A 20,785-nucleotide genomic window follows, 5' to 3' on the forward strand; every position below is an offset into this window, starting at 1 on the left:
AACAAGGGGGTAATCACCCGTGTACGGGGTGCCGTTACTGGAACGTTATAAAAAGTCTTCTTGACGCTGGTGGTTGTTAACGCTCACAGTCGTTCTCTGGGAAGAAGGAGAGGAGTGCGCGTGGGATCGAGCACGGGGGGCCGCCCGCCGGTGATGGCCGATGTGGCCAAGGCGGCGGGTGTGTCGCACCAGACCGTCTCTCGGGTGCTGAACGACCACCCGAACGTTCGGGCGGAGACCCGCACCCGTGTTCTGGAGGCGATCGACCGGCTCGGCTACCGCCGCAACATGGTCGCCCGAGCCCTGGTGACCCGGCACTCCCGCACCCTGGGCGTGGTGAGCTTCGACACCATCCTGTACGGCCCGGCCAGCACCGTCTACGGCATCGAGCAGGCCGCGAGGGACGCGGGATACTTCGTCAGCATCGTCAGCCTGCGCACGATCGACCGGGCCGGGATGCGCGACGCCGTCAACTATCTGATCGAGCAGGGCGTCGACGGCATCGTCGTGGTCGCGCCGCAGAGGTCGGCGGCCAGCGCGCTCGAGGACCTGTCGCCCGGCATCCCGATCGTGGCGGTGGAGGGCGGGCATACCGGCCGGGTGCCGGTCGTCTGCGTCGACCAGGCGGAAGGCGCCAGGCTCGCCACGGCCCACCTGCTCGAACTCGGGCACGAGACCGTCTGGCACATCGGAGGCCCGCAGGACTGGCTGGAGGCCGAGGGGCGGATCGAGGGCTGGCGAGACGTCCTGACCGCCGCCGGCAGGAAGATCCCCGACGTCCTCCCCGGAGACTGGAGCCCGCGCTCGGGTTACACGGCGGGCAAGCACCTGGCCGGGATGGCCGATCAGATCAGCGCCGTGTTCGTCGCCAACGACCAGATGGCGCTCGGCGTCCTTCGCGCCTTCACCGAGGAAGGCGTGCGGGTGCCCGACCAGATCAGCATCGTGGGCTTCGACGACATCCCGGAGTCGGAGTTCTTCTCACCGCCGCTCACCACCGTCAGGCAGGACTTCGGGGCCGTGGGCCGGCACAGCATCGACGTGCTCCTCGGGCAGATCGAGGAGGGCGCGGCGGAGGTGCTGGAACGTTTCGTCGTGCCGCCCGACCTCGTCGTCCGGGGGAGCAGCGCTCCGCCGGGCGCATGACCCCCCGTCCGGCTACCTGGCGCCGCTCCCGGAGCAGCGCCGGCCGTACCCCCGTCCCCCGTTGGAGTTGAAGTGAGCGATAACAACGACCGCTACGTGATCGGTGTCGACTTCGGCACCTTGTCCGGACGCGCCGTCGTCGTTCGGGTGAGCGACGGCGCCGAACTGGGCAGCGCCGTCCACGAATACACGCATGGAGTGATCGAGGACAGACTGCCGGGGACCGCGATCCGGCTCGGACCCGACTGGGCGCTCCAGTCGCCCGAGGACTGGCGCGACGTCCTTCGTGTGGCGGTGCCGAAGGCGCTGGCCGTCGCGGGGGTCCCCGCCTCCGACGTGATCGGCATCGGCACCGACTTCACCGCCTGCACGATGTTGCCGACCACCGCCGACGGCGTCCCTCTCAGTGAGCTGCACCCCGGCCGCCCCCACGCGTGGCCGAAGCTCTGGAAGCACCACGCCGCCCAGCCGCAGGCCGACCGCATCAACGCCGTCGCCGCCGAGCGGGGCGAGACGTGGTTGCCGCGTTACGGCGGGAAGATCTCGTCGGAGTGGGAGTTCGCCAAGGCGCTGCAGGTGCTCGAGGAGGACCCGGAGACCTACCGCGCCGCGGCCCGCTGGATCGAGGCCGCCGACTGGATCGTCTGGCAGCTCACCGGAGTGGAGTCCCGCAACGTCTGCACCGCCGGATACAAGGGAATCCACCAGGACGGCCGCTACCCCAGTGACGACTTCCTGAGCGCGCTGAACCCCGACTTCGCCGGCTTCCCCGCCACGCTCGGACAGGACCTCGCCCCCCTCGGCGGACTCGCCGGCCGGCTGAGCGCGGAGGCGGCCCTGTGGACCAAGCTGCCCGAGGGCATCGCGGTCTCCGTCGGCAACGTCGACGCGCACGTCACCGCCGCGGCCGCGGACGCCGTACGGCCCGGCCAGATGGTCGCGATCATGGGCACCTCGACGTGTCACATCATGCCCTCGGACGAACTCGCCGAGGTGCCGGGAATGTGCGGCGTGGTGCGCGACGGGATCGTGCCCGGCCTGTGGGGATACGAGGCCGGCCAGTCGGCCGTCGGCGACATCTTCGCCTGGTTCGTCGAGACGTCGGTGCCCGGCTTCTACGCCGAGCGCGCCGCCGAGGCGGGGATGACCGTCCACGAATACCTGACCTCGCTCGCCGAGCGGCAGGCGGTCGGCGCGCACGGGCTCGTCGCGCTCGACTGGCAGGGCGGGAACCGCTCGGTGCTCGTGGACCACAACCTGTCCGGCGTCATCGTCGGCCAGACCCTCGCCACCAGGCCGGAGGACGTCTACCGCGCGCTGATCGAGTCGACCGCGTTCGGCGCCCGTGTGATCGTGGAGACCTTCGAGGCGGCAGGAGTGCCGGTCGGGGAGTTCGTCGTCGCGGGCGGGCTGCTGAAGAACTCCTTCCTCATGCAGGTCTACAGCGACGTGCTCCGCCGTCCGCTGTCGGCCATCGGGTCGGAGCAGGGGCCCGCCCTGGGCTCGGCCATCCACGCGGCGGTGGCGGCGGGCGCGTACGCCGACATCACCGAGGCCGCCGCGGCGATGGGCAAGCGCACGCAGAACGCCTACGTCCCCGACTCCACCCGGGCCGACGCCTACGACCGGCTGTACGCCGAGTACCGCCGGCTGCACGACCACTTCGCGGACGGCGGGCTGCTGCACCGCCTCCGCGCGATCAGAAACGAGGCCACGGCATGATCGAGCAGCTCCGGGAGGCCGTCTGCGGTCTGCACGCCGAGCTGGTGCGCTACAACCTCGTCGCATGGACGGCGGGCAACGTCTCCGGCCGCGTGCCGGGTGAGGACCTGTTCGTCATCAAGCCGAGCGGCGTCTCCTACGACGACCTCACCCCGGCGTCGATGGTCGTCTGCGACCTGGAGGGCAACGTCGTGGAGGGCGCGCACGCCCCGTCGAGCGACACCGCCGCGCACGCGTACGTGTACCGCCACATGCCGGAGGTCGGTGGAGTGGTGCACACCCACTCCACCTACGCGTCGGCCTGGGCCGCACGGGGAGAGTCGATCCCCTGCGTCCTGACCGCCATGGCCGACGAGTTCGGCGGCGAGATCCCCATCGGGCCGTTCGCGCTCATCGGCGGGGACGACATCGGCAAGGGGATCGTGAAGGTGCTCTCCGGCCACCGCTCGCCCGCCGTGCTCATGCAGAACCACGGGGTCTTCACCATCGGCGCCTCGGCGAAGGCGGCGGTCAAGGCCGCCGTGATGTGCGAGGACGTGGCCAGGACCGTGCACGTGTCCAGGCAGCTCGGTGAGCCTCTGCCGATCAAGCAGGACGACGTCGATCGTCTGTACGACCGCTATCAGAACGTCTACGGGCAGAGGAGCTCGCGTTGAAGATCTGGTTTCTGACCGGCAGCCAGGGCTTGTACGGTGAGGACACGCTTCGCCAGGTCGCCGAGCAGTCCCGGCGGATCGCCGAGGAGCTGAACGACGCGCTGCCCGTCGAGGTGGTCTGGATGCCCGTGCTCACCAGCGCGGGCGCGATCCGCAGGCTCTGCCTCGAGGCCAACTCCGACGACGAGGTCATCGGCCTGGTCGCCTGGATGCACACGTTCTCGCCCGCCAAGATGTGGATCGCCGGGCTCGACGCGCTGCGCAAGCCTCTGGTGCACCTGCACACCCAGGCCAACCGCGAGCTGCCGTGGAGCTCCATCGACATGGACTTCATGAACCTGAACCAGGCCGCGCACGGCGACCGGGAGTTCGGCTACATGCAGACCAGGCTGGGCGTGGCACGCAAGACCATCGCCGGCCACGTCAGCGACCCGTCGGTGGCGGCGCGGATCGGCACCTGGGCGCGGGCGGCGGCGGGCCGGGCCGAGGTGGCCTCCCTGAAGCTGGCCAGGTTCGGCGACAACATGCGCGACGTCGCCGTCACCGAAGGCGACAAGGTCGAAGCCCAGATCACGTTCGGCGTCTCGGTCAACACCTACGGCGTCAACGAGCTCGTCGAGGCCGTCGACGCCACGGCGGACGCGGACGTGACGGCGCTGGTCAAGGAGTACGAGGAGCTCTACAAGGTCGCGCCGGAGCTGCGCGCCGGGGGAGACAGGCACGACTCCCTGCGCTACGCCGCCCGCATCGAGCTGGGACTGCGCGGCTTCCTGGACGCCGGCGGATTCAAGGCGTTCACCACGAACTTCGAGGACCTGGGCGGGCTGCGGCAGCTTCCGGGCCTGGCCGTACAGCGCCTGATGGCCGACGGCTACGGCTTCGGCGGCGAGGGCGACTGGAAGACCTCGGTGCTGCTGCGCACGCTGAAGAAGATGGCGGAGGGGCTGCCCGGCGGCACGTCCTTCATGGAGGACTACACCTACCACCTGACGCCGGGCGAGGAGCTCATCCTCGGGGCGCACATGCTGGAGGTCTGCCCGTCCATCGCCGGCGGCACGGCGTCCTGCGAGATCCATCCGCTGGGCATCGGCGGCAGGGAGGACCCGGTCCGGCTCGTCTTCGACGCCGCGCCCGGCCCCGCCGTGGTCGTGGGCCTGGCCGACATGGGTGAGCGGTTCCGCCTGGTGGCCAACGAGATCGACGTCGTCGCGCCGCTGGAGCCGCTGCCGCGCCTGCCCGTCGCCCGTGCGGTCTGGCGTCCCCAGCCCGACCTGCGCACCTCGACCGAGTCCTGGCTGACCGCGGGCGGCCCGCACCACACCGTGCTGTCCGCAGCGGTCGGCGCCGAGGAGCTCACCGATCTGTCCGACATGCTCGGCGTGGAACTGGTCCTCATCGACGCCGACACCACCTCGCGCTCGCTCGCCAAGGAGCTGCGCTGGAACCAGGCCTACTACCGCCTCGCCCGAGGCTTCTGACCGGCGGATATCCGCCTTCTCCCGGGGCGCCGGCCAAAGCCGGCGACGGCGCCCCAGCCGGGCAGGGACGCCGTTGTGGACACGGCGCCCCTGCCCGTCCCCCGTTCATGGGAGAACACGGAGCTGGGAGAATGGTGTCCCATCTTGAGCACCGTGTCGGGAACGGGGAGCACGCACGTTGTCAGACAAGCCCGAAGCCCGGGTCCGCCGTGACCTGCAGGCCGACTGCGGAAGCTGTTTCGCCCTGTGCTGCGTCGCGCTGCCGTTCGCGGCGTCGGCCGACTTCGCGATCAGCAAGAGGGCGGGAGACCCCTGCCCCAACCTGCAGGCCGACTTCCGCTGCGGCGTCCACTCCGAGCTGCGGCACAGGGGCTTCTCCGGCTGCACCGTCTTCGACTGCTTCGGCGCCGGGCAGAAGGTCTCCCAGATCACCTTCGAGGGACGGGACTGGCGCGGGGCGCCCGGCACGGCCCGCCAGATGTTCGCCGTCTTCCCCGTCATGCGGCAGCTTCATGAGCTCCTCTGGTATCTGGCCGAGGCGCTGACCCTGCCTCCCGCCCGGCCCGTCCGCGACGACCTGCGGAAGGCGTTCGAAGAGACGGAGCGCCTCACTCTCGGCCTCCCGGAGGAGCTCACGGAGCTGGACGTGGCCGCGCACCGGGACGGTGTCAACGCCCTGCTGCTGCGCACGAGCGAACTCGTCCGGGCCGGCGTCCCCGGGCGGAAGAAGAACCGCAGGGGAGCGGACCTCATCGGGGCGAACCTCGCAGGCGCCGATCTGCGCGGTGCGAACCTCCGCGGCGCCTATCTCATCGCGGCCGATCTCACGAACGCGGACCTGAGGGCGGCCGACCTGATCGGGGCCGACTTCCGCGACGCGGACCTCGGCGGGGCCGATCTGACGGGCAGCATCTTCCTCACTCAGTCCCAGCTCAACGCGGCCAGGGGCGACGCCGCGACGAAGCTGCCCCAGGCCCTGGCCCGTCCCGCCCACTGGTAGTGACGGCGCACGGGGGATGACGCCGCCGGGTCAGATCTCCTTGAGGAATCCGGCGTCGACGGCGAAGTCCGCGCCGGTCGTGCTCGCCGAACGCGGTGACACGAGCAGGGCGATCACGTCGGCGACCTCCTGCGGCTCGACGAGGCGCCCGGTGGACAGCTTCATCATCTCCGGTGCGACGCTGTCCATCACGTTGTCGCGGTCGGTGCCCGCCTGGGCGGCGATGATGTCGGCCGCGCCTCCCTCCTCGGTCCACCAGGCCGTCCGGACGGGCCCGGGGGAGACGGCGTTCACCCGGACGCCCTGCGGAGCGAACTCCTCCGACAGCGCCTTGGTCAGGTTGTTCAGGGCCGCCTTGGCCGCGTTGTAGTCGACGTTCATCGGGGCGGGCAGCCGGGCGCTCCCCGACGAGATGTTGACGATCGAGCCCCCGCCGCGGCGGAGCATCGGCGGGATGGCGGCGCGGACGGCACGGACGATCGAGAACAGGTTGAACTCGAACATCACCCGCCAGTCGTCGTCGGTGGGGGCGAGGAACGACATCCGCGGCAGGGCCACTCCGGGGGGCGGACCGCCGGCGTTGTTCACCAGGATGTCGAGTCCGCCCCACTCCTCGACGGCGCGTGCCACGACCTGGCCGGGCGCTTCGGGGTCCATCAGGTCCACCGGCACGTGGATCAGCGCGCCGTCGCCGAGCGCCTCCAGTTCCGGAGTGCTCTTGCGTGAGGCGGCCACGACCCTGACCCCCTCATCGAGCAGCGTGCGGGTGACGGCCAGGCCGATGCCCTTGGAAGCGCCGGTGACGACCGCCACGCGGCCGGAAAGCTGCAGATCCATGGGGGTTCCTCTCCCTCGTCAGACCCCATCCGGTCGGAATGGGGATCTTCATGACGGCAAACCTAGGACGAACCCGCTGTCAGGCCCTGGCGGGCATCGGACCAGCAGTTGCGGCGGGATTCGGACCCGCAATCCGCCCGGCGGGCCAGGCACGCGCGATGCCGGCGGCCGCCGTGGTGAGGCCGGGCGGAATCCGGCGCTTCGGAGGGCTCTGGTAGCGTGGCCGTGATCGCACTGATCACCGTTGATCGCTCCGAGGAGGTGAGACCCATTACCGCTGTATCAGGTCGGGTGCTCCCTCCCACGGACACACGGTCATCCTGGGACAGGTGACCGAGGGAGCCCCGTCGGCATCCCGAAAGGCTCCCCAATGTCGGTTTCCTCCCTTCCGCTTTCCGTCATCGTCACCAGGCTTCGAGCCGCCGGCTGCGTCTTCGCCGAGGACGAGGCGGAACTGATCGTCTCCACGGCCCGGACACCGGACGACGTCGTCGCCATGGTCGACCGGCGAGTCGCGGGCCTGCCCCTCGAGCACGTCCTCGGCTGGGCGGAGTTCTGCGGCCTGCGCGTGGCCGTGGATCCCGGGGTCTTCGTGCCCCGTCCGCGCACCGAGTTCCTCATCCGCCAGGCCGCGGCCCTCGCCCCTGCGGGCGCCGTCGTCGTCGACCTGTGCTGCGGCTCCGGCGCGATGGCCGCCGCACTGGCGGCGACCCTGGACCGGCCGGAGGTGCACGCCGCCGACATCGACTCCGCCGCGGTGCTGTGCGCCCGCCGCAACCTCGCCCGCTACGGCGGCCAGGTGTACGAGGGCGACCTCTACGACCCGCTGCCCGTCTCTCTGCGGGGCCGCGTCGACGTCCTGGTCGCCAGCCCGCCCTACGTGCCCACCGAGGCGATCGGGTCGCTGCCGCCCGAGGCCCGCGTCCACGAGCCGCACATGGCCCTTGACGGCGGCGCGGACGGGCTCGACGTCGTACGGCGGGTGATCGCCGCGGCGCAGTTATGGCTGGCGCCGGGCGGGCACCTGCTCGTGGAGACGAGTGAGCGCCAGGCCCAGCGTGCCGCCGAGGCCGTCGCGGGCAGCGGCCTGGTGCCGCGGGTGGCCGCTTCGCGCGAGTTGGACGCCACCGCCGTCATCGGCACCAGACCCGCGTTCCGTGACGGCTCGGACGGTCAGACGCCCCAGGTACGGCTCGGCCCGGCGATCGCCGATGACTGACGGGGGCGATCGGGGGCACTACCGTCCATCGCGACCCCAGATCTCGGCCGAGGCGGCCAGGGGATAGGGGACGTCGGAGGGCGGGACGTCCCAGATCCTGGTACGGCGGCGTTCGAGGTCGAAGCGCGGCCACCCCGGGTCGCCGGTGGCGGCGAAGGCCGTCCAGGCCCTCCTGATCTGCTCCGACAGGACGGCGAAGTCGGCGGGCGGCGGTGAGCCCAGGAGCCAAGCGGCCAACGGGGTCTCGCCGTCGCCGAAGGTGAACGGCACGTCGAGGGCGTGGCAGGCGCCGAAAGCGGGGCTCCGCCAGGCGAAGTCGTACAGCCAGGTGCGGCCGCCCGCCCGGGCGTGCGCCTCGGCCACCCAGGTCGACGGCATCCGGAACAGCGCGTCGGACATCATCACCGAGAACAGTGCGGTTTCGCCGAGGTCGGGGTAGGCCGCGCGGTAGGCCCCGGCAGCGTCCGGCCCGAGCCCCAGCGAGGCGGCCTCAGCCGCGAGATCGACGACGGCCGGGGCGAACAGTTGGAACTCCTCGTGGGTGAACCCGCAGATCAGATCCACGTCGCGGCCGTCGCCGATCGCCTCCCACGGCTGGCCGGCGACCAGTTCGCCGTCGATGACCGGGCCGAAGGGGGGGATGCCCGCGTCGCGTCCGGGCAGCCGCACGTCCTGGACCCGCAGGATCCCCTCCGGCGAGAGCCCGGCGAAGCCCTCCCTCGTGGGCTCGATCCCGGCCTCGGCCGCCATGAGCCCGGTGACCTGCTCGGCCTCATCCGCCGTGAGCGGCCCCGCGGGCACGCTCTGCGCGATCGCCCGCCGGCACAGGCCCCGGGTGGCCTGCGCGGAGACGAGCACGGCCACCGAGCCCGCGCCCGCGGACTCGCCGAAGACGGTGACGTTGCCTGGGTCGCCGCCGAAGACCGCGATCTCCGCCTGCACCCACTTCAGGGCGGCGACCTGGTCGAGCAGCCCGCGGTTGGCCGGGGTCCCCGGCAGCAGTCCGAAGCCCTCGAAACCGACGCGGTAGTTGAAGCTGACCATCACGACCCCGGCACCGGCGAGCAGGGCGCCGTCGTATTCGGGCTGGCTCGCCGAGCCGGAGAACCACGCGCCGCCGTAGATCCAGACCATGACCGGCAGGCCCGCGGCGCCGAGGGCCGGCGTCCAGACGTTCACCGTGAGGCAGTCGAGTCCGTCGCCGGGCCGCCAGATCGCCGGCATCCCCGGCATGGCAGGCGACTGGGGCGGCGCGGCGCCGAAGGTGACGGCGTCCCTGACGCCGTCCCATGCCGGCGCGGGAGCGGGCGCCAGGAAGCGCAGCGGCCCTTCCGGCGCGGCCGCGAAGGGGACTCCCCGGAAGGCGGCGACGCCGTCCCGGGTGACGCCGCGCACCCGCCCGGCAGAGGTCCGCACCACCGCGTCCATCCGCTCCTCGATTCCCCGTGCTGACCGGCGCAGGCGGTCGCGTCGGAGCCGAGCGCCTTCTCTCGCGAGGCTACGGCACGGTCGCCGTCTTCTTCCGAGAACCGCGTTCGCTGATGACATGCGCACGAATTCGCTTTACGATCACCATCCGTGACTGAGGCTGATCTTGCGGGGCGTCGGTCGGCCGATGATCCGTTCTTCCTCATCCTTGGCGACATGACGGGACAGGTGCGATTGCATCCCCGGCCGATCGGCCGCGGATCGGTGTGTCGATCTCAATCGCCGTCCTTCCGGCTCCGCTCCAGGAACTGATCACTCAGAAACCGCCGGTGAACCCACCCCCCACCCCTCCGGGAGTTCCCTGATGTCCCAAACAGAGCAAAGGCCGGTCGCCGTCTCGGCGGCACTGGCCGGAGACCGCCTCGGCATACCGTCCGTCGTCTTCTTCGTCATCTCCGCGGCGGCCCCGCTGACCGTCGTCGCGGGTGTGGTGACCACCGCGTACGCCGCGACGGGCGTGACCGGCGTCCCGCTGGCCTTCATCCTGCTCGGTGCGATCCTCGCCGTGTTCGCCATCGGGTACGTGACGATGGCCCGTCATGTCGTCAACGCGGGGGCGTTCTACGCCTACACCGCGAAGGGGCTCGGCCGTCCGGTGGGCGTGGCCACCGCCTGGGTCGCGCTCCTGGCCTACAACGCCCTGCAGGTGGGCCTCTACGGTGTGATCGGCTCGGCGACCCAGCCGTTGCTCGCCGACTGGTTCGGGATCTCCCCGGACTGGTGGCTGATCGCGCTGGTCCTGTGGGCGCTGACCGGGATCCTCGGCCTCATGCGGGTCGACGTGAACGGGAAGGTGCTGTCGGTCCTGCTGGTCACCGAGATCGCCGTCATCGTGGTGTTCGACATCGCCGACCTGCTGCACCCGGCCGCCTCCGGCTACAGCCTCGACGTCTTCAGCCCGTCGAGTCTGTTCGTCCCCGGCATCGGCGGCGTGGTCGCGATCTGCGTGGCGGCCTTCTCCGGCTTCGAGTCGTCGGTCGTGTTCTCCGAGGAGACCAAGGACCCCAAGCGTACGGTGCCGATCGCGACCTACGTCGCGCTCGCCATCATCGCCGGGCTGTACGCGCTGTCCTCGTGGGCGATGACCGTTCCCGTCGGCTCGGACAAGGTCGCCGACGCCTCGCGAGAGCAGGGCCCGGGCCTGCTGTTCGGCCTGGCGGGTGAGCACCTGGGCTCGACCGTCGCGACGATCGGCTCCGTCCTGTTCGTCACGAGCGTCATCGCGGCGCTGATCGCCTTCCACAACACGATCGCGCGCTACATCTTCGCCCTCGGCCGGGAGAGGGTGCTGCCCGCGGTCTTCGGCCGCACCTCCCAGCCGACCGGTGCGCCGGCCATCGGCTCGATCACCCAGAGCGTGGTCGGATTGGCCGTCATCGCGATCTACGCCGCCACCGGCGCGGACCCGCTCGTGCAACTCTTCTTCACCGTCGGCTCCTTCGGCGGCCTGGGGATCCTGCTGCTGCTCGCGGCCACCTCCGTCGCCGTGTTCGCGTACTTCGCCAAGAACCCCGGGACCGAGACCGCCTGGCGGACGCGGATCGCGCCGGCCATCTCGGCGGTCCTGCTGGTCGTCGTGCTCGCGCTCGCCCTGGTCAACTTCGACACCGTGCTGGGCGTGTCTCCGGACTCCCTTCTCCGGTGGGTGCTGCCCGGCGTGTACTTCGTCGCCGTCGTCTTCGGCGTCGTGTGGGGGCTGGCTCTGCGCGGCAGGCGTCCCGACGTCTACGCCAACATCGGCATGGGCGCCGAGGCGACCCCTGAGGTGGCGCGATGACCGACATCATCCGGATGACGGACGCCGAGGCGGTGGGCGCCGTCATCGGCACCTCGTTCCACGACCTGGAGGTCTCGGCCTGGCTCGTCCCGCCGGACGACGACCGCCGGCGCGTCCTGCCGCCCTTCTTCACCATGCTCACCGAGCACGCCCTCACCTACGGCGAGGTCTACGCGACGGCCGACATGGCGGCGGTCGCCGTGTGGTTCCACAACGACGTCGCGCCGCCGCCGGACATCCCGGACGAGGCCGAGCGGGTGGCGGCCTTCGCCGGCCGGCACGCGTCGCGCCTCGCGCAACTGGACGAGGAGATGGCCAAGCACCATCCGCACGACCCGCATCACTATCTGTCGTTACTCGCCGTGCTGCCGGAGAGGCAGGGGCAGGGGCTGGGCAGCCGACTGCTGGCCGAGCACCACGCCAGGCTCGACGAGGCGGGTGTCGCGGCGTACCTGGAGGCGAGCAACGCCCGCAGCCGTGAGCTCTACCTGCGCCACGGCTACCGCGACCTCGAGACGACGCCGATGATCCTGCCCGACGGCCCGCCGATGTTCCCGATGTGGCGCCCGCCGAACGGCTGATCGGCACCCGCGCTCCCGCAGGCTCGCCCGATGGACGGCCATCAGGCGAGCCTGCCGCATCCTGTCCCTGCGGGTACCGGTGCCGGCGGGGACTTACTCATGGTGACGGTCCGCGGCATCGTCGCCACCATGACTGAAAGCTCGCACACACCCTTCGGATTCGCCTCGACCACGGACGAGGTCCTGGCAGGCGTGGACCTGTCCGGCACCCGCGCCCTGGTCACCGGCGCCTCTTCGGGCGTCGGCATCGAGACCGCTCGCGCCCTGGCCGCCGCCGGAGCCGACGTCGTCCTCGGCGTACGGAACGTCGACGCGGGCAGGCGGACCGCCGCCCGGATCTCGGAGTCGACGGGCAACCCGGCCGTCAGCGTCGGCCACCTCGATCTCGCCGACGTCGGCTCGGTCCGCGCGTTCGCCGGCGCCTGGGACGGGCCGCTGCACATGCTCGTCAACAACGCCGGGATCATGGCACTGCCGGAGCTCACCCGTACGCCGCAGGGCCGGGAGATGCAGTTCGCGGTCAACTTCCTCGGACACTTCGCCCTCACCCTCGGGCTGCACGGCGCACTCGCCCGAGCCGAGGGTGCCCGCGTCGTGTCGGTCAGTTCCAACGCCCACCTGTACGCCCCGGTGGTCTTCGACGATCTCGACTACCGCTTCCGGCTCTACCACCCCATCGGGGCGTACGCGGAGTCGAAGACGGCGGTCGTGCTGCTGGCGGTCGAGGCCACCCGGCGATGGTCGGGCGAGGGGATCGTGGCCAATGCCGTACACCCTGGAGCCATCGCCACGAACCTGCAGAAGCACACCGGCGGCCTGCAGACGCCGCCCGAGCGCCGCAAGAGCGTGGAGCAGGGTGCGGCGACATCGGTGCTCGTGGCCGCCTCGCCCCTGCTGGCCGGTGTGGGGGGCCGCTATTTCGAGGACTGCGCCGAGTCGCAGGTCGTGCACGAGCGTCCGCCGTTGTTCGGCGGCGGTGTCGCCCCGTTCGCCCTGGACCCCGCCAACGCCGAGCGGTTGTGGGAGACCGCGCTGACCCTCCTGGCATGACCCGGGGCGTCGACGAGGCCGGCCCCGGAGATCACAGTCCCGCCCGATCACTGGACGCGCGGCAGGGCGTACGGGCACCGTGAACGTGTGATCACCTCCACTGGCGTGCGGCGCGGCCTTCCGTGGTTCGCCCGTCCCGCGGCCCGTCTCTGGACCTGCGCCCCGGCTCCGGCCGATGTGGGCGACTTCCACGCGTCCCTGCCGGGGTATGCGCCCACCCCGCTCACCGAGCTTCCGTCCCTGGCCGCCGAGCTCGGTGTCGGGAGGGTGTTCGTCAAGGACGAGTCGCTGCGGCTGGGCCTGCCCGCGTTCAAGGCGCTGGGCGCCTCCTGGGCGATCCACCGGGTGCTGTCGGAACGGCCGCCCGGCGCCCGGGTCCGGCTGGTCACCGCCACCGACGGCAACCACGGCCGGGCGGTGGCCCGGACGGCCCGGATGCGGGGGCACCGCGCACATGTCTTCGTCCCCGACGGTGTGCACGAGTCGGCCGTGGCCGCCATCGGCGCCGAAGGCGCGCTGATAGAGCGGATCCGGGGAAGCTACGACGAGGCCGTACGGCAGGCGGCCCGATCCGCGGACGAGCCGGACGCCGTGCTCGTCCAGGACATGGCCTGGCCCGGCTACGAGGAGATCCCCGGATGGATCGTCGAGGGCTACTCCACCCTCTTCTCCGAGATAGACGTGCAGCTGAGCGGTGCGGGATCGCCGGGCCTGGTGGCCGTCCCCGCCGGAGTGGGGTCACTGGCCCAGGCCGCCGTCACCCACTACCGCGGCCGCCCGGCATCCCTCCCCGCTCCCGCCGTGCTGACGGTGGAACCCGGCACCGCCGCCTGCGTCCTGGCGAGCCTGACCATGCGCGAGCCGGTCAGCGTGGAGACGGGGACGACGACCATGGCGGGCCTGAACTGCGGCACGGTCTCCAGCCTCGCCTGGCCGTACCTCCGTGACGGCCTGGACGCCGCGGTGGCGGTCACCGACGCCGGCAGTGCTGCCGCGGCCCGCGACCTCGGAGCCCTCGGCCTGTCCTGCGGTCCGTGCGGCGCCGCGTCCCTGGCCGGCGTGCGCGCCGCACTCACCGGTGCCGGGAGCGCCGAGCGCCGGGCCGCTCTGGCCGTGGGACCGCACACGATCGTGGTCCTGCTCAGCACCGAAGGCGCAGCCGCCAACCCGCACACCGTCTGAACTGAAGGAGCCCAGGTGACGTCCCTGAACAGCCCGGACCCGGTGCCGCTCCTCGCGCGCCTCATCGGCATCGATTCGGTCAACCCCGATCTGGTGCCCGGAGGCGCGGGCGAGACACGCATCGCCGACTTCTGCGCCGGATGGCTCGCGCCACGCGGGTTCGACGTGCACCGCCTGGAGAAGCGGCCGGGACGCCCCTCCCTGGTCGCGGTCGCCCGGGGCATGGGGGGAGGCCGTTCGCTCATGCTCAACGGTCATCTCGACACCGTCGGCCTCAGCACCTACGACGGCGATCCGCTCGAGCCGGAGATCCGCGACGGCAGGATGTACGGCAGGGGCGCCTTCGACATGAAGGGCGGGATCGCGGCCATGATGACCGCGGCCGCCCGTGCCGTCGAGCGGGGCCGGCTGCGCGGAGACGTCATCCTCGCGTGCGTCGCCGACGAGGAACACGCCAGTTCCGGCACCGAGGAGGTGCTGGAGGCGTTCACCGCCGACGCGGCCGTCGTCACCGAGCCGAGCCACCTCGAGGTGACCCTCGCGCACAAGGGCTTCGCCTGGTTGGACGTGGAGATCCAGGGCCGCGCCGCCCACGGCTCCCGGCCCGACCTCGGCGTCGACGCCATCGCCAAGGCGGGTCACTTCCTCGTCGCGCTGGAGGAATGGGGCCGTCGTCTCGCGCGGGCGCCGCATCCTCTCCTCGGAGCGGGCACCGTGCACGCCTCCGTCATCCGCGGAGGCGAGGAGGCCTCCACGTATCCCGCGTCGTGCCGGATCACCATCGAGCGCCGCACGGTGCCCGGGGAGAGCGCCGACACCGTGCACGCCGAACTCACCGCCATCCTCGACGGCCTGTCCGCCGGTGTCCCCGGCTTCCGTTATCGACTCCACCGTGATCTGCACCGTGAGCCGTTCGAAGCCGATCCCGAGGCGCCCATCGTGCGCACGCTGACCCGTCATGCCGAGGCGGTCCTCGGGCGTCCACCCGTGATCCGCGCCGAACCCTTCTGGACCGACTGCGCTCTCCTGGACCGCGCCGGAATCCCCTGCCTGCTCTTCGGCGTCGACGGCGGGGGAGCGCACTCCGCGACCGAATGGGCCGACATCGCCTCGCTGCATCAGGTCACCGACGTTCTCACCCGCACCATCTCGGACTTCTGCTCCTGATGTTCACGCGTCGCGCCGGCTCAGGAGCAGCCCGCCGCCCAGGAGTGCCGCCGCCGCCCACCCGGCGAGCACGCCGAGACCCGCCCACGGGCTGAGGGGCAGGCTGGAAAGACGGGTGGTGGCCTGGATGGTGAGCCCGGCGTTCGTCGGCGAGATCTGCCAGAGGAGGCGCTGCCAGTCCTGACCGGAGACCACGAGGGTGATGATGATCGGGAAGAGATAGAGCAGACCGAGCACGACCGCGATGGCCGCCGCGGATTCTCGCACGGCGGTCGCGACGCCGAGGCTGAGCAGGCCGATCAGCGCGAGGTAGAGGACCGACCCGGCGGCGGCCCGAAGCGTGGGGCCGTCGGCCAGGGACATCAGCGGGTGACCGTGCGCGGCGGTGAAGCCGTTGCCGGGCAGGATGAGCCGCCCGGCCAGCACGGACGCGAGCACGGCGAGCGTTCCCGCGGCGAGCGTCAGGCCGGTGAGGACGGCCGCCTTGGCGGCCAGGACGGCGACCCGGCGCGGCATCGCGGTCAGGGTGGTGCGGATCATGCCGGTGCCGTACTCGCCGGTGATCGCCAGCACTGCCAGGACGGCGACGATCGCCTGGCCCACCTGGACTCCGAAGAGGCTGATCCTGGTGGTGTCGTAGGCGCAGCCCGCCTCCGGGCAGGACACGGAGGCGACCGCCGCGGCGCTTACGGCGAGGGTCAGCGCAATGATCCCGAGAAGCAGCCCGCCCGTGCCTCTCGTGGTGCGCAGTTTGGTCCACTCCGCGTGCAGTTCTCGTCTCACGCGTAGGTCAGGGGCGGCATCCTGGTGGTCAGCACGGAACAGGAGAGGACTGATGAGGAATCCGCGACGCCCGCCGGGCCGCACCGTACGGCAGCGCTTCACCGCCCTCTACGGCGTCCTGTTCCTCCTGTCCGCCGTGGGGCTGCTGGCCATCACCAACATCGTGAGCCTGGGATCGCGGGTCAGCTCCTTCGGAGGGAACCCCCCGGCCGGGCAGCCCACGCTCGCGGCCGCCCAGGAGCACATCGCCCTGCTCCAGAGCCGGCTCTCGGAGATGGAGGCGGTGCAGTCGCGCCAGCTTCTGATCGGCTCGGCGGTGGCGCTCGCCGTCATGGCCGTCGTGTCGATCCTGCTGGGCCGGGTCGTCGCCGGCCGGGTGTTGCGCCCGTTGCGGACGATCACCGCGGCCGCGCGGCGGATCTCCGCGGACAACCTGCACGAGCGGCTGGCCGTGGCGGGCCCGGCCGACGAGGTGAAGGACCTCGCCGACACCATCGACGGTCTGCTGGAACGCCTGGAGGGCTCCTTCGCCGCGCAGCGCCGGTTCGTCGCCAACGCCTCCCATGAACTGCGCACCCCGTTGGCGACCATGCGGGCATCGCTGGACGTGGCCGTGGCCAAGCCGGAGCCCGTACCGGCGCAGACGGTCGCGCTCGCCGACCGGCTCCGCACCGAGCTCGACCAGGTTGACCGGCTTCTGGAAGGCTTCCTCGTGCTCGCCCGCACCCAGCACGGGGATCTGTCCGACCGCGCGACGATCTCGCTCGGCCGCGTGGTCTCCACGGCCTTGGCCACCCGGGCCGACGACATCGCCGGCAGGAGCCTGACCGTCCACGACGGCGACGTCCACGACGGCGCCTGGACACGAGGAAGCCGGACGCTCGTGTCCCGCATGGTCGAGAACGTGATCGACAACGCGATCGTCCACAACCACGACGGCGGCTGGATCCGGGTCGCCGCCACCGCCGACGGCGCGACGGCGCGGCTCGTCGTGGAGACGGGCGGACGGGTTCTCGACCAGGAGCAGCTCGCACTGCTCGCCCAGCCGTTCCAGCGGCTCGGCGCGGACCGGACCGGCTCCGACACCGGCTCCGGGCTCGGACTGTCGATCGTGGCGGCCGTCGCCACAGCGCACGGCGGCGGTCTGGACCTGCGTGCCAGGCCAGAAGGCGGGCTCCGGGTCACCGTCTCCCTGCCTTCGGCGGCCGCGCAGGCAGGCGTCCCGGCGTGAGGGTGCTGGTGGTCGAGGACGCGCGGTCCCTCGCCGCCGTCCTGGTCGAGGGCCTACGCGATCAGGGCATGGCCGTGGACGTGGCGCACGACGGCCTGGAGGCCGCGGCCAAACTCGACCTCAACGCCTACGACGTGGTCGTCCTCGATCGCGACCTGCCCGGGATCCACGGCGACACCCTCTGCCAGATGATCACTGAACGCGACGACCGGGTCATGGTCTTGATGCTGACCGCGGCCGGCTCGCCCGGCGACCGGGTCAGCGGCCTGACCCTGGGGGCCGACGACTACCTCGCCAAGCCCTTCCACTTTCCTGAACTGGTCGTGCGCATCCGCTCGCTGGCCCGCCGCCAGCCCTTCGCCCGCGCCCGGACCCTGCGCGCGGCAGGCGTCGAACTCGACCCGCTGCGCCGCACGGCCACCCGCGACGGCCGCCGGCTCGACCTGTCGGTCAAGGAATTCGCCCTTCTCGAGGCCCTCCTCCGCGCCGCCCCCGCCCACCTCAGCACCGAGGACCTGCTCGAACAGGTCTGGGACGAACACGCCGACCCGTTCACCAACACCGTCACCGTCACCGTCGGCCGCCTGCGCCGCAAACTCGGCGACCCCTCGATCATCACGACCACACCCGGTGTGGGCTACCGCATCGCCGGCCCACTCAGTTAGGGAGTGCCGCAGTGGGCGACCTTCCGGGGAGGTGCAGCCGGTCTCATCCCCGGCCGAGGCGACGAATTTTGGATCGCTTTGCATGGGTTTGGCCTATTAATAATTAACCTGTCTGGATGAGCGCTCTGGGGGAATTCTTACGCGCTCGGCGCCAAGCCACGACCCCTGATCAGGTCGGGCTGCCCCACTTCGACGGCCGCCGGACGCCGGGACTGCGCCGCAGTGAGGTGGCGGAGCTGGCCGGCGTCAGCATCGACTACTACATGCGGCTCGAGCAGGGCAGAGAGTGCCATCCGTCGGAGCAGGTGCTGGAAGCTCTGGCGCGGGTCTTCCAGCTCTGCCCCGAGGCCACCGAACACCTTCACGATCTCGTACGTCCTCGCAAGCGCAGGGTCGTACCCGCCGACCGCGCCGACCAGATCAACCCGGCCCTGATGGAGCTCATGCTGAGCTGGACCTACCCGGCGTTGGTGCTGAACCGCCGACTCGACGTGATCTTCAAGAACCGGCTGGCCGCCAGCATCTGTGCCTACGGCAATCCCGAATACGCCGACAACCTGCTGCGGCACGCCTTCTACGAGCCCGATTTCTACCAGAACTGGGACAGTGCGGTCGGCAAGTGGGTGGCCCACTTCCGCGCCTCCGCGGGACCGCACAGCGACGACCCCTTCCTCCTCGAGTTGATCGAGGAGCTTTCCGGCAGTGACGAATTCCGCCGCATGTGGGCGCGGCACGATGTCGGGACCAACAGTCGCGGGCTGGTCTGCCTCCGGCACTCCGAATTGGGCGACCTGAAGCTCACCTACGAGACCCTGCCGATCAGCAGCGCACCCGGACAGACCATCCTGGTCTGCCATTCCCTGAGGGACAACCCGTCCGACGACGCCGTGGCCAAGCTACGCGAGCTCATCTCCTAGGGATTCGTCCCTCACATCGTCCGCTGCATCGCCTTCTGCCGGCGTACGGCGACGGCGGAGCCCGACTCACGGCGTGCCATCCGGCGCAGCACGACCGGCGCGAGCAGGAGTCCCGCGATCGCCCACAGGCCCAGGACGCCGATCGTCTCCAGGTGCCGCCAGGACTCGCCGACCTCGGTGGCGGCCAGCGTCTCCGGCAACATCGCCGAGCGCAGTCCCAGGCCCAGCCAGTAGAGCGGGAAGACCTGGGCGAGCCACTGCAGCCATTCGGGGAACGCGCTGATCGGGTAGAACACGCCCGAGACGCCCATGAGCATCATGATCGGCAGCGTGACGAAGCCCATGCCCTGAGCGGTGTTGAACACCGAGCCGAGGACGGCCCCGATCGGCAGCAGCGCGACCAGGCCGAGTGCCAGCACCCAGACCAGCGTCACCCACGACGACACGCCGCCCAACTCCAGCCCGTCGAACAGGAACAGTGCCGGGATCAGCGGGATGAGCAGCCCCACCACGGCGGTGCCCGTCCTGCTGAGCACCTTGCCGGTGAGGTAGCCGATCATCCCGTTCGGCGTCGCCTTGGCGCGCAGCAGCGTGCCGTCCTCGCGGTCCATGGTCAGGGACAGGGCCAGGGCGACCATCCCGTTGAGCACGACGTTCATCCCCAAGATGCCGGGGATCGACTGCGAGCCGAGGGAGAAACCGGTCCCCGGCACCGTGTTGTGCCGCAGGAGGAACATGACGACCAGCGAGATGATCGGGAAGAACATCACCGACCAGAGGTCCTGCCCGTTGGTCGTGCTCTGCCGGAACTCGATCCAGCCGCGCTGCAGGCCCGCGCGGACGGCGACCATGCGAGAGCTCATCGGGCGACCTCCGTCAGCTCGCTCGGCGCCTCCGTGCGCCGTCCGGACTCGAATTCGTGCACCAGCGTCATGTAGACGTCCTCCAGGCTGATCCTGCGCACCTCCAGGTCGCCGATCGCCTCGCCGTACGTGGCGAACAGCTCACGCACGTGGCCGGTGGCGTCCTCGACGGACTCGACATGGTGCTCACCGTCCCTGCTGTAGCGGACCTCGGCCTTGCCGGAGACCCGTCCGGCCAGCTCCGCCGCGTTGCCGTCGGCCACGATGCGGCCGCCCGCCAGGATCACGATCCGGTCAGCGAGCTTCTCCGCCTCGTCCAGGTCGTGCGTGGTGAGCAGGATCGCGGTGTCCTCCAGATCCGACAGACGCTGCACCAGTTCGTGGAACTCGCGCCGGGCCTGCGGATCGAATCCGACGGTCGGCTCGTCGAGGAACAGCAGGTCCGGCCGGCCCACCAGTCCGATGGCCACGTCGAGCCGGCGTCGCTGCCCGCCGGACAGAGTGCCGACCACCGCGTCCGCACGGTCGGTCAGACCCACGAGGCCGAGCAGTTCGCCGGCGTCGTACGGCCGGGCGCGGCGCGGCGTGCCGTACGGCGTGTAGTAGCGGCCGAGGTGGTCCAGCAACTCGCGGACCCGCCATTTGCCGTGGTCGCGCCAGGACTGCAGCACGATGCCCAGCCGGGCGCGCCACGCCTCGTCTCCGTCGTCGGGATCCACGCCCAGCACGCGCACCTCGCCGGCCGAACGCCGGCGGAACCCCTCCAGGATCTCGATCGTCGTCGTCTTGCCCGCGCCGTTCGGGCCCAGCAGGGCCACCACCTCGCCCTGGTGCACGCGGAGGTCCACCCCGTGGAGCACGTCGGCGGACCCGTAGCGCATGCGCAAGCCGTGGGTCTCGATGACCGGCTCGGCGCCCTGACTCGGGGGGAGTGGACGGACGGGGTCTCCTGGCCTGTGGTCGTTGTCACCTGCATCCATGCCTTCAAGCGTCTCATTGAACTTGGCTATTTAGAGTTCCGAT

The 20,785-nt window shown here is 71.1% G+C and carries 19 protein-coding genes; 14 read left to right on the plus strand and 5 right to left on the minus strand.

The genetic code is table 11. The features are described 5' to 3' along the window. Positions 1-153 precede the first annotated feature (153 nt). The 5 genes from Pmi06nite_RS24625 (at position 154) to Pmi06nite_RS24645 (ending at position 6,002) form a co-directional block, all read left to right on the plus strand. Positions 154-1,146 carry a LacI family DNA-binding transcriptional regulator gene (locus tag Pmi06nite_RS24625; RefSeq protein ID WP_203955506.1) on the plus strand — a complete coding sequence of 331 codons (993 nt, stop codon included), beginning with the start codon at positions 154-156 and terminating at the stop codon, positions 1,144-1,146. 72 nt (positions 1,147-1,218) lie between these two features. Then, positions 1,219-2,868, plus strand: coding sequence for a ribulokinase (araB, locus tag Pmi06nite_RS24630; RefSeq protein ID WP_239114176.1), 1,650 nt, complete (start codon positions 1,219-1,221; stop codon positions 2,866-2,868). Continuing rightward, positions 2,865-3,524, plus strand: a complete 660-nt coding sequence (locus tag Pmi06nite_RS24635; RefSeq protein ID WP_203955474.1) for an L-ribulose-5-phosphate 4-epimerase — start codon at positions 2,865-2,867, stop codon at positions 3,522-3,524. Before araB ends, Pmi06nite_RS24635 begins: the two co-directional genes overlap by 4 nt. Continuing rightward, the gene (araA, locus tag Pmi06nite_RS24640) at positions 3,521-5,002 is read left to right on the plus strand and encodes an L-arabinose isomerase (protein ID WP_203955475.1); all 1,482 of its coding nucleotides are present in this window, start codon (positions 3,521-3,523) and stop codon (positions 5,000-5,002) included. Before Pmi06nite_RS24635 ends, araA begins: the two co-directional genes overlap by 4 nt. A 178-nt stretch (positions 5,003-5,180) precedes the next feature. Further along, a complete protein-coding gene (locus tag Pmi06nite_RS24645) occupies positions 5,181-6,002 on the plus strand; it encodes a pentapeptide repeat-containing protein (RefSeq protein WP_203955476.1) in 822 nt (273 codons plus the stop codon). A gap of 30 nt (positions 6,003-6,032) precedes the next feature. On the opposite strand, the gene Pmi06nite_RS24650 is transcribed toward Pmi06nite_RS24645, so the two are convergent. Next, a complete protein-coding gene (locus Pmi06nite_RS24650; RefSeq protein WP_203955477.1) occupies positions 6,033-6,839 on the minus strand; it encodes an SDR family NAD(P)-dependent oxidoreductase in 807 nt (268 codons plus the stop codon). A gap of 370 nt (positions 6,840-7,209) precedes the next feature. On the opposite strand from Pmi06nite_RS24650, the gene Pmi06nite_RS24655 reads away from it, so the two are divergent. Further along, positions 7,210-8,058: a putative protein N(5)-glutamine methyltransferase gene (locus tag Pmi06nite_RS24655; protein WP_203955478.1), complete on the plus strand. Its 849-nt coding sequence runs from the start codon at positions 7,210-7,212 to the stop codon at positions 8,056-8,058. An 18-nt stretch (positions 8,059-8,076) separates the two neighbouring features. Here the strand turns inward: Pmi06nite_RS24655 and Pmi06nite_RS24660 are convergent, their stop codons facing one another. Further along, complete coding sequence (locus Pmi06nite_RS24660; protein WP_239114177.1) at positions 8,077-9,486, minus strand: carboxylesterase/lipase family protein; 1,410 nt, start codon at positions 9,484-9,486, stop codon at positions 8,077-8,079. Between the two features lie 364 nt (positions 9,487-9,850). On the opposite strand from Pmi06nite_RS24660, the gene Pmi06nite_RS24665 reads away from it, so the two are divergent. The 5 genes from Pmi06nite_RS24665 (at position 9,851) to Pmi06nite_RS24685 (ending at position 15,303) form a co-directional block, all read left to right on the plus strand. Continuing rightward, a complete protein-coding gene (locus Pmi06nite_RS24665) occupies positions 9,851-11,323 on the plus strand; it encodes an APC family permease (protein ID WP_203955479.1) in 1,473 nt (490 codons plus the stop codon). Beyond that, the gene (locus tag Pmi06nite_RS24670; RefSeq protein ID WP_203955480.1) at positions 11,320-11,904 is read left to right on the plus strand and encodes a GNAT family N-acetyltransferase; all 585 of its coding nucleotides are present in this window, start codon (positions 11,320-11,322) and stop codon (positions 11,902-11,904) included. The genes Pmi06nite_RS24665 and Pmi06nite_RS24670 overlap by 4 nt, the downstream gene beginning before the upstream one ends. Positions 11,905-12,033: 129 nt before the next feature. After that, entirely contained in the window at positions 12,034-12,954 is a 921-nt protein-coding gene (locus tag Pmi06nite_RS24675) for an SDR family NAD(P)-dependent oxidoreductase (RefSeq protein ID WP_239114178.1), read from the plus strand. Between the two features lie 87 nt (positions 12,955-13,041). After that, on the plus strand, positions 13,042-14,136 hold the full coding sequence (locus Pmi06nite_RS24680; RefSeq protein WP_239114179.1) for a diaminopropionate ammonia-lyase: 1,095 nt from the start codon (positions 13,042-13,044) through the stop codon (positions 14,134-14,136). Positions 14,137-14,151: 15 nt separating this feature from the next. Further along, positions 14,152-15,303, plus strand: a complete 1,152-nt coding sequence (locus Pmi06nite_RS24685; RefSeq protein WP_239114180.1) for an ArgE/DapE family deacylase — start codon at positions 14,152-14,154, stop codon at positions 15,301-15,303. Positions 15,304-15,306: 3 nt separating this feature from the next. Here the strand turns inward: Pmi06nite_RS24685 and Pmi06nite_RS24690 are convergent, their stop codons facing one another. After that, positions 15,307-16,086, minus strand: a complete 780-nt coding sequence (locus Pmi06nite_RS24690; RefSeq protein ID WP_203955482.1) for an ABC transporter permease subunit — start codon at positions 16,084-16,086, stop codon at positions 15,307-15,309. A 52-nt stretch (positions 16,087-16,138) separates the two neighbouring features. On the opposite strand from Pmi06nite_RS24690, the gene Pmi06nite_RS24695 reads away from it, so the two are divergent. The 3 genes from Pmi06nite_RS24695 to Pmi06nite_RS24705 all read left to right on the plus strand — a co-directional run bounded on the left by Pmi06nite_RS24695 (position 16,139) and on the right by Pmi06nite_RS24705 (position 18,899). Next, complete coding sequence (locus tag Pmi06nite_RS24695) at positions 16,139-17,317, plus strand: HAMP domain-containing sensor histidine kinase (protein ID WP_203955483.1); 1,179 nt, start codon at positions 16,139-16,141, stop codon at positions 17,315-17,317. After that, positions 17,314-17,982: a response regulator transcription factor gene (locus Pmi06nite_RS24700; protein ID WP_203955484.1), complete on the plus strand. Its 669-nt coding sequence runs from the start codon at positions 17,314-17,316 to the stop codon at positions 17,980-17,982. The genes Pmi06nite_RS24695 and Pmi06nite_RS24700 overlap by 4 nt, the downstream gene beginning before the upstream one ends. 116 nt (positions 17,983-18,098) lie before the next feature. Further along, a complete protein-coding gene (locus Pmi06nite_RS24705) occupies positions 18,099-18,899 on the plus strand; it encodes a helix-turn-helix transcriptional regulator (RefSeq protein ID WP_203955485.1) in 801 nt (266 codons plus the stop codon). Positions 18,900-18,910: 11 nt separating this feature from the next. Here the strand turns inward: Pmi06nite_RS24705 and Pmi06nite_RS24710 are convergent, their stop codons facing one another. Both Pmi06nite_RS24710 and Pmi06nite_RS24715 read right to left on the minus strand, forming a co-directional pair. Continuing rightward, positions 18,911-19,762 carry an ABC transporter permease gene (locus Pmi06nite_RS24710; RefSeq protein ID WP_203955486.1) on the minus strand — a complete coding sequence of 284 codons (852 nt, stop codon included), beginning with the start codon at positions 19,760-19,762 and terminating at the stop codon, positions 18,911-18,913. Beyond that, positions 19,759-20,742, minus strand: coding sequence for an ABC transporter ATP-binding protein (locus Pmi06nite_RS24715; RefSeq protein WP_203955487.1), 984 nt, complete (start codon positions 20,740-20,742; stop codon positions 19,759-19,761). Before Pmi06nite_RS24715 ends, Pmi06nite_RS24710 begins: the two co-directional genes overlap by 4 nt. Positions 20,743-20,785 lie beyond the last annotated feature (43 nt).

The sequence above is a fragment of the Planotetraspora mira genome (assembly GCF_016863275.1).
GTDB classification, from domain to species: Bacteria; Actinomycetota; Actinomycetes; order Streptosporangiales; family Streptosporangiaceae; genus Planotetraspora; species Planotetraspora mira.

Excerpts from the sequence above, each read along its gene's own strand:
- Pmi06nite_RS24715 (WP_203955487.1), bottom strand. The coding sequence starts at position 20,742 with ATGGATGCAGGTGACAACGACCACAGGCCAGGAGACCCCGTCCGTCCA.
- Pmi06nite_RS24670 (WP_203955480.1), top strand. The coding sequence starts at position 11,320 with ATGACCGACATCATCCGGATGACGGACGCCGAGGCGGTGGGCGCCGTC.
- Pmi06nite_RS24695 (WP_203955483.1), top strand. The coding sequence starts at position 16,139 with ATGAGGAATCCGCGACGCCCGCCGGGCCGCACCGTACGGCAGCGCTTC.
- Pmi06nite_RS24635 (WP_203955474.1), top strand. The coding sequence starts at position 2,865 with ATGATCGAGCAGCTCCGGGAGGCCGTCTGCGGTCTGCACGCCGAGCTG.
- Pmi06nite_RS24650 (WP_203955477.1), bottom strand. The coding sequence starts at position 6,839 with ATGGATCTGCAGCTTTCCGGCCGCGTGGCGGTCGTCACCGGCGCTTCC.
- Pmi06nite_RS24625 (WP_203955506.1), top strand. The coding sequence starts at position 154 with ATGGCCGATGTGGCCAAGGCGGCGGGTGTGTCGCACCAGACCGTCTCT.
- Pmi06nite_RS24660 (WP_239114177.1), bottom strand. The coding sequence starts at position 9,486 with ATGGACGCGGTGGTGCGGACCTCTGCCGGGCGGGTGCGCGGCGTCACC.
- Pmi06nite_RS24665 (WP_203955479.1), top strand. The coding sequence starts at position 9,851 with ATGTCCCAAACAGAGCAAAGGCCGGTCGCCGTCTCGGCGGCACTGGCC.
- Pmi06nite_RS24710 (WP_203955486.1), bottom strand. The coding sequence starts at position 19,762 with ATGAGCTCTCGCATGGTCGCCGTCCGCGCGGGCCTGCAGCGCGGCTGG.
- Pmi06nite_RS24675 (WP_239114178.1), top strand. The coding sequence starts at position 12,034 with ATGACTGAAAGCTCGCACACACCCTTCGGATTCGCCTCGACCACGGAC.
- Pmi06nite_RS24655 (WP_203955478.1), top strand. The coding sequence starts at position 7,210 with ATGTCGGTTTCCTCCCTTCCGCTTTCCGTCATCGTCACCAGGCTTCGA.
- Pmi06nite_RS24705 (WP_203955485.1), top strand. The coding sequence starts at position 18,099 with ATGAGCGCTCTGGGGGAATTCTTACGCGCTCGGCGCCAAGCCACGACC.